This is a genomic window from Sphingomonas sp. RIT328 (assembly GCF_000632225.1).
Classification (GTDB): domain Bacteria; phylum Pseudomonadota; class Alphaproteobacteria; order Sphingomonadales; family Sphingomonadaceae; genus Sphingomonas; species Sphingomonas kyungheensis.
On the sequence record NZ_JFYV01000034.1, the window covers coordinates 43,446 to 55,898 of the forward strand.

Genomic DNA, 12,453 nt, shown 5'->3' on the forward strand with positions numbered 1-12,453 from the left:
GGCACGCGCGTGTCGCGCCCGGAAAAATTTTGCCGGCCTGAAACGGATTTTAATCCCGCATTTACTAGCCGGCCCGCATTGCAGCCTTGTCCTTGGGGGATAGCAATGCGTTCGATTTTTCCTTCCGCTGCGGTGTTGCAGCGTCACTATCCGCTCGTCTCGAGCCTGCGTGCGCAGGGCTTCGGGCTTGGCTCGTTCGAGACGGCGCAGCCGGGTCCGGGCGACCTGTTCCTGATCGCCGAGGGCGAGGCACCGCCGGCGCCGGCGCGCACCGTCATCATCGGCGGCGAGCAGCGCCAGGTGCTGCCGTCGCGCAACGGCAATCCGGCGCGGATCGCCTTCGATGCCGAGGATGCCGCGGTCGGCCACGGCTTCGCCCGTGCGCTCGTCGCCGGGGCCGAGATGCCGACCGCCGCCGATCCCGAAAGCCTCGCGCTGCTGGCGCTCGCCGAGCGCGTCGCGCAGGCGGACATCACCGTGCTGATCAACGGCCCGACCGGCACCGGCAAGGAAGTGCTCGCCCGCGCGATCCACAACCAGTCACCGCGTCGCGACGGCCCGTTCATCGCGATCAACTGCGCCGCTTTGCCGGAAACGATGCTGGAAGCCTTGCTGTTCGGCCATCAGAAGGGCGCGTTCACCGGCGCCTCGTCGGGTGGCGAAGGCTTCTTCCGCGCCGCCGACGGCGGCACCATCCTGCTCGACGAGATCGCCGAGATGCCGCTGCAACTGCAGGCCAAGCTGCTGCGCGTGCTGCAGGAGCGCGAGGTCGTGCCGATCGGCGCCTCGGTGCCGCAGAGCATCGACGTGCGCGTCGTCGCGTGCGCCAACCGCGATCTTCAGGCGGAGGTCGCCGCCGGCCGCTTCCGCGCCGATCTCTACTACCGCCTGTCGGTCTTCCCGCTGTCGACCAAGCCGCTCGCCGAGCGCCCGCAGGACATTCCGGCGCTCGCCGCGACGATGATCCTGCGCCATGCCGGATCGCGCGCGGTGGTGCCCTGGCCGACCGCCGCGGCGATCGAGACGTTGATGGGCCACGACTGGCCGGGTAACGTCCGCGAGCTCGAGAACGTCATCCAGCGCGCGCTGCTGTTCGCCGGCGGCGACACGATCGAGGCGAGCCATATCGTCTTTGACCGGCCGGTCAGCTTCACCTTCCACCGCGATCCCGCGCCGGTGACGCAGCTGTTCGCGGCCCCGGCGCCCGCGCCGGCCGAACCGGCGACCCTCGGCAACGTCGTGCAGATGAGCGAATTCCAGGCGATCCGCGAAACGCTCGCGGCGTGCGGCGGCAGCCGGGTCGAGACCGCGCGCCGGCTCGGCATCTCGGAGCGCACGCTGCGCTACCGCCTCGCCAAGGCGCGCGAACAGGGTGACGATCTCGCCCGGCCGCTCAGCATGGCGGCATCGGCATGACCGGCGTCGCCAATGTCGGCGGCGCGATGAGCGTCGACCGGGTGATGCAGCTGCGCGCGCAGATCCTCGAACGCAATCAGGCGCTGAGCCGCGCCAGCGCGACCGACGGCGCACCGGCGGCGGCCAAGCCGACCAGCTTCGCCGATACGCTCCAGGATGCGCTGAAGGACGTCAACGCCGGCCAGAACAAGGCTTCGGCGCTGTCGGAAAGCTACGAACGCGGTGAGACGGTCGATATCGCCAAGGTCATGCTGGCCCGCCAGCAAGCCTCGGTCGGGTTCGAGGCGACGCTGCAGGTCCGCAACAAATTGCTGTCCGCCTACAAGGACATCATGAGCATGCCGGTGTAATCGATGAGCACTGCCCTCGCCCCCGTTTCGACCTCGGCGCTGCCCGAGAAATTCGCCAACCCGCTGTTGCAGATCAAGGGCGTGCTGGCGCAGCCCGCGGTCCGCCGCAGCCTGCCGATGGCGATGCTCGTCGCGCTGATCGGCGCCGCCGCGCTCGCCTGGATGACCTTTTCGACGCCGACGCAGAAGACGCTGTTCACCGGCCTCACCGACGCCGACAAACAGGCGGTGACCAGCGCGCTGACGCAGGCGAACATCGCCAGCAAGATCGACGAGGGCACCGGCGCACTGACCGTCAACGAGGATCAGTACAGCAAGGCGCGGATGCTGCTCGCCGGCCAGGGCCTGCCGAAACAGGCGCCGGGCGGCTATGCGATCCTCGACCAGCTGCCGATGGGTGTCAGCCGCGCCGTCGAGGGCGAGCGGCTGCGCCAGGCGCGCGAGACCGAACTCGCCCGCTCGATCGAGGATATCGACGCGGTCGCCGAGGCGCGGGTGCATCTCGCCATGCCCGAAGCCAGCGTGTTCGTGCGCGACAATGCCTCGCCCTCCGCCTCGGTGGTGGTCAAGCTGCAGGGCGGCCGTGCGCTCAGCCAGGCGCAGGTCCAGTCGATCGTCAATCTCGTCGCCTCGTCGGTGCCGGGAATGAAGCCCGAAAGCGTCACGATCGTCGACCAGATGGGCGCCTTGCTGTCCAAGCCGGGTGCCGGCGGCGCCGATGCCGACAGCGACGCGCGGCTCGAGATGCAGCGCAAGACCGAGGACAAGGTCCGCCAGCAGCTCGTCCAGTTGCTCACGCCGCTGGTCGGTGCCGGCAATTTCACCGCCGAGGTGCAGGCCGACATCAACCTCGACCAGACGCAGGCGACGCGCGAAACCTATGACAAGGCCGGCGCGCTGCGCGCCGAGACGGGCAATTGGGTCGGCAATCAGGCGAACGCGCCGGCGACGCCGGGCGGCATCCCCGGTGCGCTGTCCAACACGCCGCCGCCCGCCAGCCAGCTCCAGACGCCGCAGCCCGCGGTCGGGGCGAGCGGCAATCCCGCCGCCGCGCCGACGCCGACCGCCGGCGGCCCCGCCCCCAATCCCAACAAGCAGAGCGACAGCTTCCAGCGCGCCTATGACCTCGGCAAGGAAGTGTCGGTGACGCGGCAGGCGCCCGGCTCGGTCAAGCGGCTGTCGGTGGCGGTGCTGCTGCGCGATCCCGACAAGTCGCGGCGCACCGCGGCGGAGATCACGCAGATCACCGATCTGGTGAAGAGCGCGGTCGGCTTCGATCAGGCGCGTCAGGATCAGGTGACGGTGATCAGCCGCAAGTTCGCCGACACCTCGGCGGATACGAGTGGTCCCGCCTGGTATGACAATGCCTGGCTGCCGGTGCTCGCCCGCAACGCCACCGCGATCCTGATCGCGCTGCTCGTCCTGCTGCTCGGCGTGCGTCCGCTCGCCAAGGGTCTGATGAAGAAGCGCGAGGATGCCACCCCGGCGCTCGCCGGCCCCGGCGGCACGATCGCCGGCGGCGAGAGTGACGGCATCACGGTGCACGAGGCGGTCAGCCTCGACCGGCTCGAGGCGACGCAGACGGTCGACGACCGGATCGGTGCGGTGCGCGGCTTCACCCGTGACAATCCGGCACGCGCCGCGCTGGCGATCCGCGACATGATCAAGGCCGACGCCAAGTGACCGCCGCCCCTGCCCCCGCGCGCACCTATACCGGCGTCGAACGCGCCGCGGTGCTGATGATGCTGGTCGGCGAGGACGAGGCCGCGGCCATCCTCCAGAAGCTCGACCCCGAGGAGGTGCGCCAGCTCGGCTCGGCGATGTTCGCGGTCGCCGACGTCTCCGAACAGGAGATGGAGGACGTGCTCGACGATTTCGTCGGCAAGGCGCGCGAGCGCACCGGCGTCACCTTCGAACCGCGCCCGCGCATTGAGGCGGTGATGAACCGCGCGCTCGGCGCCGAGAAGGCGGAGAGCGTGCTCGCCCGCATCACCCCGCCCGAAGCGGCGTGCGAACTCGAATTGCTCGACTGGCTCGACGCCAGCGAGATCGCGCAGATGATCGAGAAGGAGCATCCGCAGATCGCCGCGGTGATGATCGCCAACCTCGACCCCGCGGTCGGCGGCCAGGTGCTCGAACTGCTCCCCGATGCGGTACAGCCCGACATCCTCCACCGCATCGCCCGGCTGGGGCCGATCAACGCCGATGCGATCGACACGCTGAAGACGGTGCTCGCCAACCGGCGCGGCGGCAGCGGCGGCGGCTCGGCGAGCGGCCTGTCGCTCGGCGGCACGCGCGAGGCGGCGAAGATCCTGCAGGGCGCGCGCAAGGCCACCGAACAGCGCGTGCTGCCCAAATTGTTCAAGATCGACAAGGATGTCGCCAAGGCGATCGAAGAGGCGATGTTCGTCTTCGACAATCTGCTCGACATGGACGACAAGAATCTCGGCACCCTCATCCGCAACGTCGACGGCGACATCCTGTCGCGCGCGCTCAAGGGCGTCGACGAGAATGCGCGCAACCGCTTCCTCGGCTGCATGTCGGCGCGGGCCGCCGACGGCATCCGCGACGAGATGGAGGCGCGCGGGCCGATGAAGCTCGCCGAGGTGCTGGAGGCGCAGAAGGCGATGATCGGCATCGCGCGCAACCTCGCCAAGGACGGCACGATCATGATGGGCGCGGGCGACGACGATTATGTCTGAGTTCGTCGCCGGCTTCGCCGCCCGTCACGACACCGCCGCGCATCTGTTGCAGGCCGCTTTCGCGCCGCAGGCGGGCTTCTCGCCGCGCGACATGTGGGCGACGCTGGAACGGACGATGGGCGCCGCGCCCGATCCCGAACCGCGCTCCGGCCCGCGCCACTTCAGCCCGGCCGATCCCGGCGGCGACAAGCCGACGCGCGGCTGGGACCCGCTCGACAGCGAGGCGGAGCCGACCGGCTTCATCGATCCGATCGAGACCGCGCATGCCGCCGGCTATGCCGAGGGCCTCGCCGCCGCCGCCGCCGCTGCGCGGGAAAGCGGCGACCGCGACCGTACGCTGCTCACCCAGCTCACCGCCGCGCTCGCCAACGGCCATCAGCTCGACCGCGACCGTATCGCCGGACAGTTGCGCCAGACGGTGCTGCTGCTCGTCAACAAGCTGGTCGGCGAATGCGGCGTCGCGCCGGCGGTGCTGACCGCGCGGATCGAGGCGGCGGCCGAACTGCTCGCCGAGGCGGGCGAATCGGCGCTGCTGCGGCTGCATCCCGACGACCTGCCGCTGGTCGACGGCGCGCTGCCCAAATCGATCTTCGCCGCGGGCGATGCGGCGCTGGCACGCGGCAGCTTCGTGCTCGAAAGCGCCTCGACGCTGATCGAGGACGGCCCGGCGCTGTGGCTCGGCCAGCTCGCCGAGGCGATCGACCGGATCCCCGTGCCGCCGCTGGAGGCGCGCGCGTGTTGAACCGCTTCACCAGCGACTATCTCGAAACGCTCGCCGTCACCGATTTCCGCCCGGCGCCCAAGGTGTCGGGCCGGCTCGCCTCCTATGACGGCCTGCTGATGGAAGCGGTCGGCCTGTCGCTGCCGGTCGGCACGATCTGCGAGATCGGCGAAACCGGCGCCAAGGTCGAGGCGGAGGTGATCGGCTTCCGCAACGGCCGCACCTTGCTGATGAACCTCGGCGGTCCCGCCGCGCTGCTGCCGCGTGCGCCGGTCCGCCCCGTCGGCCCGCCCGGCGAGGCGGAGGTCGGCGCGGCGCTGCTCGGCCGCGTCGTCGACGGCGCCGGCCGGCCGATCGACGGGCTCGGCCCGATCCGCGGCGCGGGCAGCTGGCCGCTCGCCGGCAAGCTGCAATCGCCGCTCGACCGCGGCCGCGTGCTCGAACCGATGGACGTCGGCGTCCGCGCGATCAACGGCCTGCTGACGATCGGCCAGGGCCAGCGCGTCGGCATCATGGCGGGATCGGGCGTCGGCAAGTCGGTGCTGCTCGGCATGATGGTGCGCGCCGCGCAGGCGGACGTGATCGTCATCGGCCTGATCGGCGAACGCAGCCGCGAGGTCGCCGACTTCCTCGAAACCAAGGTCGCCGGTGCCGCGCGCCAGCGGTCGGTGGTCGTCGCCGTACCCGCCAACCATTCGCCGGTGCTGCGCATCCGCGGCGCGCTGCGCGCCACCGCCATCGCCGAAGCCTTCCGCAACGAAGGCAAGAAGGTGCTGCTGATCATGGACAGCCTGACCCGCGTCGCCCACGCCGGCCGCGAGATCGGGCTGGCGCTCGGCGAACCGGCGAGCGCGCGCGGCTATCCGCCCTCCGCCATCGCGATGCTGCCCAATCTGATCGAGCGTGCCGGCACCGACGTGCGGACCGGCGGATCGATCACCGCCATCTACACGGTGCTCGCCGACGGCGACGACGGCAACGATCCCGTCGTCGATTCGGCGCGTTCGATCCTCGACGGCCATATCGTGCTCAACCGCCATCTCGCCGAGCGCGGCGTCTATCCGGCGATCGACATCGGCCCGTCGGTCAGCCGCGTGATGACCGACATCGCCCATGCCGATCACGTCCACGCCGCGCGCGTGCTGCGCCGCCACCTCGCCACCTATGAAGAGAATCGCGACCTGGTGCTGATGGGCGCCTATCGCCCCGGCGCCGATCCCGCGATCGATGCGGCGATCGCCGCGCATCCGGCGGTGATGGAATATATCCGCCAGGGCTCCGACGACGTCGTCGGGCTCGGCGACGCGATCGCCGAACTGACCGGCGTCTTCGGTGCCTGACGCCAAGAAGCTCGCACGCATCCATCGCGTCCGCACGCTCCAGCTCGGGCTGAGCCGCGCGGACGAGATGCGCGCGCACGAGAAATTCGCGAGCGAGGCGCATCTCGCCCGCCGCATCCAGGCGCTCGCCGATGCGGTGTCGCCGACGCCGGCGTCGCATGACAGCGCCGCCGCGCTCGGCGCGCAGGCGCATTTCCGCGAGCGGCTGCATCAATCCTCCGCCGCGGCGCAGGCGCGCGTCCAGTCCGCCGAGATGTTCGTCAATCGCGCGGTCGAGGCGACGCGCTCCGCCAAGCGCGATCAGAGCGCGATCGAGAAGCTGATCGCCCGCGCCCGCCGCGCCGCGGTGGCGAAGGAGATGCGCGCGCTGGAGGATACACCGCCCGTGTCGCCGCTCAAGGCAAAACGGCACGATCCTTGCTGAGTGACTCGGGACACCCGTGTTGCTGACGAGATTGCCCCGATGATCACCCCCGCCTCCGCGCTGCTCACGATCGCCCCCGGCCAGCCGGGCAAGGGCGTATCCACCGCGGATGGCGACCTGTTCGCGCTGTCGATGCTCGCGGCGGGCGGCGATGCGGCGGATGCCACCGCGCCGATGCTGCCGCCCACGTCCGTGGGGGTGACGCCGATCCGGCAAGAGCTTGCCGCCCCCGGCATGGTGCTGCCGACCGCCCCCGTCGCAACCGTCGCGCCGCCGACGCCTGCCGTCGATCCGGCGCTGGCGTGGCTGGCCGCGGTCGATATGCCGGTGCCCGCACCGCTCGACGTCCCCACCGCACCGCCGACGACGCCGAATGGCGCGACCGCAGCGGCGCTGCCGGTCCAGCCCATGCCGGACGCTGCCGCCCCGACGATCGTGGTGGCCGCGCCGCCGGCACGTCGCCAGCCGGCGGCGCCTGCTGCCGCTGTCGCCGCGCCGGTACCGGCGCAGCCGAGCGCGCCGGACGCACCGACGCCGTCGCTCCAGCCCACCGGCGATGCCGCGCCGGCCGAACCGATCGCACCGACGGAGCCGCCTGCGACCGCTCACGTGGATCCCGATGCGGCTCCCGCGAAACCGGCCGCGCCTCCGCTCCAGACGACGGCGGCCCCGGCGACTCCGCTGCCGGGTGGACGACAGACCGCGCTCAGACTCGCTGCGGTCGCAGATCCGTCGACCGCCATGGCCGGCCCGATGCCGGCGGAGGTCGATCTCTCCGCACCGCTGGACGAGGACGAGCCCGCCGAGACGGAGGATGCGGACACCCCCGCAGCCGACACCGCCGCGGTCCTGCCGGCCACGCCGCAACCGGCGATGATCGCCGCGCCACCGCCTGCCGAAACGCCGGCCCCGCCCCCGCCGGCCCCGTCGACAGCGCCCGCAGTCGCGGCGCGCCCCGCCGCACCGGCGACGCGATCGACGGCGGTGCAAGGCGCGCCTCTCGCCGCGCAACCGCAACCGACCTCCACGGTCGCCAGCGCCACGCCGCAGGGCGCGCTACCGGACGCGCAGGCCGACACCGTCGGACGGCCCTTGGCCGCGCCCGAGCAACGCCCGACGCGCGCCACGCAGCCTGCCGCCGCACCGGCTGCGGACATGGCCGCACAGCCGCCGGTCGCCGCTTCCGTTCCGACACAGTCCGCGTCGGTCCGGGCGACCGCGTCGACATCCTCCACCGAACAGCGCTCCGATCCTGCGCGCCCGACCGGACCCTTTGCAGCAGCACAATCAGGCATCGCGCGCACGGTCACGGGCGAAGACGCTCGCCTGGCCGTCCCGGTCGCGGCGCCGATGCCGACACCGACTGTGCCGGCCCCCGCCGCCGCAACCGCCGTCATGCCGCAAGCCACCCCCGCCGCCGCATCGACGCCAGCGCCGCTGGCGACGGCCGGCGCGTCCGTGGCGGACGCCGCGCCGGTCGCACCGACGTCAGCGGCAGCGATCGTGCCGATGCCGGCGCCCAGGACCGTATCAGCGCCCGCATCCGCGCCGCCGCCCGCCCCGGTCCTGCCAGCCTCCGCCCCGTTGATCGCCGCCGCCGCGCCGGTCGCGGTCGCCGGCGCACCGGTGATCGCCGCGACCGCGACGCCCGCCCCCGTCGCGACGCCGCCCGCCGCGCCTGCGTCGACCGCTTCAGCCGTCGCGGCGACCGCCGTTTCCCCCCGTGCCTTCGTCCGCGAGGTCGACGGCCGGCGCCAGAGCGTGACGCTCCGCCCGCAGGCCGCGCTGCCGCAGCCCGCCGCGGGCACCACCGCCCCGGCGGCGCAGGTGTTCGGCGCGGCGATCCAGGCGGCCGGACGCGAGGAGCGCCGCGCCGCCGATCCGGCAGAGCTGACCCCGGCGCTCACCGCCACCGGCACCGCTGCCGTCACCACCGCCGCACCGCTCATCACCGACGTGCAGCCGACGCTCGACATGCGCCAGACCGGCTGGCCGACCGCGATGATCGACCATATCGAGACACTGCGCGATGCCGCCAACGCGCAGGACACGCGTATCCGCCTCGTCCCCGATGCGCTCGGCGTCGTCGATATCGCGGTCAAGACGGTCGGCGATGCGATCCACGTCCGCTTCGCCGCCAGCGACGCGACGACACGCAGCCTGATCGAGGAGGCGCAGCCGCGCCTCGCCGCGATCGCCGGTGAGCGCGGCCTGCATATCGGCCAGTCGGTGGTCGAGGCGGCGCCGGTGACGCCGCCCGCCGCCACCTCGCCCCAGACCGGCGCGCAGAACCAGCCGCAGGGCCAGGGCAACGGCACGTCCGCGCAACAGAATAATCCATCGACCGCCCAGCAGGCGCAAACCAACCAGCATCAACAGCAGCAGCGCCAGCCGCAGGCCACACGTCAGCCGGCCGCCCCGGCCCGCGCCCCCTCCCCCGATCGTGACGCCGCCGACGACGGCCGCGTCGCCTGAACCCTGACCGAGGATCCGAAACGATGAGCGACAAACCCGCAGAGGCCCCCAAGAAGAAAGGGGGCAAGATGAAGATCGTGATCATGGCGGTCGCGCTGATCGCGCTCGTCGGCGGCGGCGTCGGCGCCGGCGTCTATGCGGCAAGCAGCGGGCTGATCGGCGGCCATGCCGCCGCGCCGGAGGACCACGGCCCCAAGCTCGTCCCGAAGTCCGAACAGAAGCGTCCCGCCGCGGGCGGCGAAGGCGGTGAGGGGCATGGCGGCGACGCGGCGGCGAGCGGCGGCAAGCACGTCCCCTCGGGCGGCGACGGCGACAAATATGCGTCCAATTACTACACGATGGACCCGCAGTTCACGTCCAACCTGCAGGATTCGGTGCACGTCATCCAGGTCGGCATCGCCATCTCGACCCCCTATGACGACACCGTCATCGAGAATCTGAAGACCAACGATATCGCGATCCGCTCGGCGGTGCTGCTCGCGCTCGGCGACACGCCCGAGGAGCAGGTCTTCACCTCTGCCGGCAAGCAGCAGATGCAGCAGCGGCTGGCCAAGGCGATCAACGCGGTTCTCGAACAAAAAGAGGGATTCGGCGGCGTCAGTAACGTCTACTTTACCAATTTCGTTGTTCAGTGAGCCCATGGTTAACGCCGGATCAACCACGGAACGACGCGCGCGCGAACGCCGGCCTGCCGCCCATGCGGCGGGGCTGGGCGAAGCCAAGCTCAATCCGTTCGGTGATCTTCACACGTTGCAGCACCTCTCCGCGCGCCTCGCGCGGGCGTTGCGCGGCGTGTTCGAGCCGTTGCTGCGGCGCGAGGTGCGCGCCTGGGCGGAGCCGCTCGTCGTCCAGCGCTTCGGCGACTATCGGGCCGAGCGCGCCGACGGACTGACCGCTTGGCTGCCGCTGATCATGGCGCCGCAGGGCGCGACCGGCCTGTGCGTGCTCGACGGCGTGTTCGTGCTCGAGATGCTCGACCTGTTCTTCGGCGGCACCGGCGCTGCGCCGGCGGTGATCCCGACCGAATTCTCGCCCGCCGCCGAGGCGATCGTCGGCAAGATCGGCGCGGCGATCGCCGGGCCGCTGCGCGCCGCCTGGGAACCGCTCGCCAAGATGGACTTCACGCCGACGCGGGTCGAGATCAGCGCGGCGATGCTCGCCACCGACGCCGACGACGCGATGATCGTCACCCGCTTCGGCATCGCCGCGGGCGACGCCCGACCGGTGTTCATCGACCTGCTCTACCCGGTGACCGCGCTCAAGCCGCATGCGCCGACGCTGACCGGCAAGGTGCTCGACAAGCAGGAGGCGGACCCGGCGTGGCGCACCTCGCTGACCCGCGCCGCGATGAACGTGCGCTTCCCGATCCGCTCGGTGCTCGCCGAACCCGTGGTGCCGCTGTCGATGCTGATGAACCTCAAGCCGGGCGACGTCATCCCGATCAGCTTCGGCCCGGAAGTGCCGGTGATGGTCGGCAGCGACTGCCTCGGCCGCGGCACCGTCGGCACCTCGAACGGCCATGCCGCCGTCCGCCTCACCTCCATTGCCCGATTCGACGACGAAGGACCTGACGCATGAACGATATGACCGGCGGCTTCCCGCTCGATGCCGGGGTGGCCGCCAATTTCCGGCTGCTTCAGGACGTCGACGTCAAGCTGACCGTCGAGATCGGCTCGACCCAGCTGACCTTGCGTGAACTGCTCGCGCTCGGCGAGTCGAGCGTGATCGAGCTCGACCGGCAGGCGAACGAGCTGCTCGACGTCTTCGTCAACGGCACGCTGATCGGCCGCGGCGAGGTGGTCACCGTCGGCGACCGTTTCGGCGTGCGGATGACCGAGCTGGTCACGCCGGACAAATCCACCCCCTCGCGCGGCTGAAGACACCCGATGCTCTGGTCCTATATCCTCAAGCTCGTCATCCTGCTGCCGCTGGTCTGCGGCCTGATGATCGGTTGCCTGTACGCGTGGCGCAAGCTCGAGACGCGGATGCCCGGCAAGGCACCCAACCGGCTGATCGGCATCAAGGAAACCATGATGATCTCGCCCGGCCTGCGGCTCGCGGTGCTCGATTTCGAAGGCAGGCGGCTGCTCGTCTCGGTCGGTCGCGGCGGCGTCACCCTGATCGACAAGGCCGACCTGTGAGCGTCACCGTCACCCGCAGCGGCCATGGCCCGGCGCTGATCCGCAGCGCCCGCCCGCGCGCCGCCCGCCCCGCCGCGCGCCGCTGGATCTGGGCGATGCTCGCGATCGCGCTCGCGCTGCTGATCGCGATGCCCGCCTTCGCGCAGGGCCAGCCCGCCGCGCCGGCGCCCGGCGTCGGCGATGCGGTCGACCGCGCGCTCGGCCAGCTGAGTTCGGGCGCCGCCTCGGGCGGCACGCAGAGCGCGCCGCTGTCGCTGTCGCTCCAGGTCCTCATCATCATGGGCCTGCTGACGATCCTGCCGGGCATCCTGCTGATGATGACCAGCTTCACCCGCATCGTCATCGTCCTCGCGGTGCTGCGCCAGGCGCTCGGCCTGCAACAGACGCCGCCCAATCAGGTGCTGATCGGCCTCGCGCTGTTCCTGTCGCTGTTCATCATGGCACCGACGATCAGCCAGATGAACACGCAGGCGATCCAGCCCTACGCCGCCGGCCAGCTCGCCGGCACGCAGATGATCGAGCGCGCCGGTGCGCCGCTCCATGCCTTCATGGTCAAGCAGACGCGGATCAAGGACGTGACGATGTTCGCCGACATGGCGAAGTCCGGCCCCTATAGCGCGTCCGCCGACATCCCCTTCGCGGTGCTGCTCCCCGCCTTCGTCACCTCCGAACTCAAGACCGCCTTCCAGATCGGGTTCCTGATGTTCCTGCCGTTCATCGTCATCGATCTCGTCGTCGCCTCGGTGCTGATGGCGCTCGGCATGGCGATGCTGTCGCCGACGATCATCTCGCTGCCGTTCAAGCTGCTGCTGTTCGTGCTGGTCGACGGCTGGGCGTTGACGATGGGCAGCCTCGCCAATTCGTTCGCGACCTGAGGAGCCAAT

Annotated in this window: 13 protein-coding genes; all 13 read left to right on the forward strand. The window is 71.2% G+C overall.

Features of this window, described 5'->3' with window-relative positions; all coding sequences use genetic code 11:
* The first annotated feature begins 105 nt into the window (after positions 1-105).
* The 13 genes from BW41_RS14165 to fliP are packed head-to-tail and all read left to right on the forward strand — an operon-like array spanning position 106 to position 12,444.
* Complete coding sequence (locus BW41_RS14165) at positions 106-1,416, forward strand: sigma-54 interaction domain-containing protein (protein WP_037535164.1); 1,311 nt, start codon at positions 106-108, stop codon at positions 1,414-1,416.
* A complete protein-coding gene (fliE, locus tag BW41_RS14170) occupies positions 1,413-1,766 on the forward strand; it encodes a flagellar hook-basal body complex protein FliE (protein ID WP_037535165.1) in 354 nt (117 codons plus the stop codon). Before BW41_RS14165 ends, fliE begins: the two co-directional genes overlap by 4 nt.
* A gap of 3 nt (positions 1,767-1,769) precedes the next feature.
* The gene (gene fliF, locus BW41_RS14175) at positions 1,770-3,449 is read left to right on the forward strand and encodes a flagellar basal-body MS-ring/collar protein FliF (protein ID WP_037535166.1); all 1,680 of its coding nucleotides are present in this window, start codon (positions 1,770-1,772) and stop codon (positions 3,447-3,449) included.
* Positions 3,446-4,468 carry a flagellar motor switch protein FliG gene (gene fliG / locus BW41_RS14180; RefSeq protein WP_037535167.1) on the forward strand — a complete coding sequence of 341 codons (1,023 nt, stop codon included), beginning with the start codon at positions 3,446-3,448 and terminating at the stop codon, positions 4,466-4,468. The genes fliF and fliG overlap by 4 nt, the downstream gene beginning before the upstream one ends.
* Positions 4,461-5,210 (forward strand): FliH/SctL family protein, encoded by a 750-nt coding sequence (locus BW41_RS14185; protein ID WP_037535168.1) that lies wholly within the window; start codon positions 4,461-4,463, stop codon positions 5,208-5,210. The genes fliG and BW41_RS14185 overlap by 8 nt, the downstream gene beginning before the upstream one ends.
* A complete protein-coding gene (locus BW41_RS14190) occupies positions 5,204-6,529 on the forward strand; it encodes a FliI/YscN family ATPase (protein WP_037535169.1) in 1,326 nt (441 codons plus the stop codon). The genes BW41_RS14185 and BW41_RS14190 overlap by 7 nt, the downstream gene beginning before the upstream one ends.
* Entirely contained in the window at positions 6,522-6,953 is a 432-nt protein-coding gene (locus tag BW41_RS14195; protein ID WP_037535170.1) for a hypothetical protein, read from the forward strand. The genes BW41_RS14190 and BW41_RS14195 overlap by 8 nt, the downstream gene beginning before the upstream one ends.
* A 39-nt stretch (positions 6,954-6,992) precedes the next feature.
* On the forward strand, positions 6,993-9,428 hold the full coding sequence (locus tag BW41_RS20160; RefSeq protein ID WP_051583510.1) for a flagellar hook-length control protein FliK: 2,436 nt from the start codon (positions 6,993-6,995) through the stop codon (positions 9,426-9,428).
* Between the two features lie 23 nt (positions 9,429-9,451).
* On the forward strand, positions 9,452-10,063 hold the full coding sequence (locus BW41_RS14205) for a flagellar basal body-associated FliL family protein (protein WP_037535171.1): 612 nt from the start codon (positions 9,452-9,454) through the stop codon (positions 10,061-10,063).
* A 4-nt stretch (positions 10,064-10,067) separates the two neighbouring features.
* Positions 10,068-11,006 carry a flagellar motor switch protein FliM gene (locus BW41_RS14210; RefSeq protein WP_037535172.1) on the forward strand — a complete coding sequence of 313 codons (939 nt, stop codon included), beginning with the start codon at positions 10,068-10,070 and terminating at the stop codon, positions 11,004-11,006.
* The gene (gene fliN / locus BW41_RS14215) at positions 11,003-11,305 is read left to right on the forward strand and encodes a flagellar motor switch protein FliN (RefSeq protein WP_037535173.1); all 303 of its coding nucleotides are present in this window, start codon (positions 11,003-11,005) and stop codon (positions 11,303-11,305) included. Before BW41_RS14210 ends, fliN begins: the two co-directional genes overlap by 4 nt.
* Before the next feature lie 9 nt (positions 11,306-11,314).
* The gene (locus BW41_RS14220; RefSeq protein ID WP_037535174.1) at positions 11,315-11,569 is read left to right on the forward strand and encodes a flagellar biosynthetic protein FliO; all 255 of its coding nucleotides are present in this window, start codon (positions 11,315-11,317) and stop codon (positions 11,567-11,569) included.
* Positions 11,566-12,444, forward strand: a complete 879-nt coding sequence (gene fliP / locus BW41_RS14225; RefSeq protein WP_037535175.1) for a flagellar type III secretion system pore protein FliP — start codon at positions 11,566-11,568, stop codon at positions 12,442-12,444. Before BW41_RS14220 ends, fliP begins: the two co-directional genes overlap by 4 nt.
* Positions 12,445-12,453 lie beyond the last annotated feature (9 nt).

Coding starts and splice junctions, on each gene's coding strand:
- BW41_RS14165 (WP_037535164.1), top strand. CDS start 106: ATGCGTTCGATTTTTCCTTCCGCTGCGGTGTTGCAGCGTCACTATCCG.
- fliE (WP_037535165.1), top strand. CDS start 1,413: ATGACCGGCGTCGCCAATGTCGGCGGCGCGATGAGCGTCGACCGGGTG.
- fliF (WP_037535166.1), top strand. CDS start 1,770: ATGAGCACTGCCCTCGCCCCCGTTTCGACCTCGGCGCTGCCCGAGAAA.
- BW41_RS14185 (WP_037535168.1), top strand. CDS start 4,461: ATGTCTGAGTTCGTCGCCGGCTTCGCCGCCCGTCACGACACCGCCGCG.
- BW41_RS20160 (WP_051583510.1), top strand. CDS start 6,993: ATGATCACCCCCGCCTCCGCGCTGCTCACGATCGCCCCCGGCCAGCCG.
- BW41_RS14205 (WP_037535171.1), top strand. CDS start 9,452: ATGAGCGACAAACCCGCAGAGGCCCCCAAGAAGAAAGGGGGCAAGATG.
- BW41_RS14210 (WP_037535172.1), top strand. CDS start 10,068: ATGGTTAACGCCGGATCAACCACGGAACGACGCGCGCGCGAACGCCGG.
- fliN (WP_037535173.1), top strand. CDS start 11,003: ATGAACGATATGACCGGCGGCTTCCCGCTCGATGCCGGGGTGGCCGCC.
- BW41_RS14220 (WP_037535174.1), top strand. CDS start 11,315: ATGCTCTGGTCCTATATCCTCAAGCTCGTCATCCTGCTGCCGCTGGTC.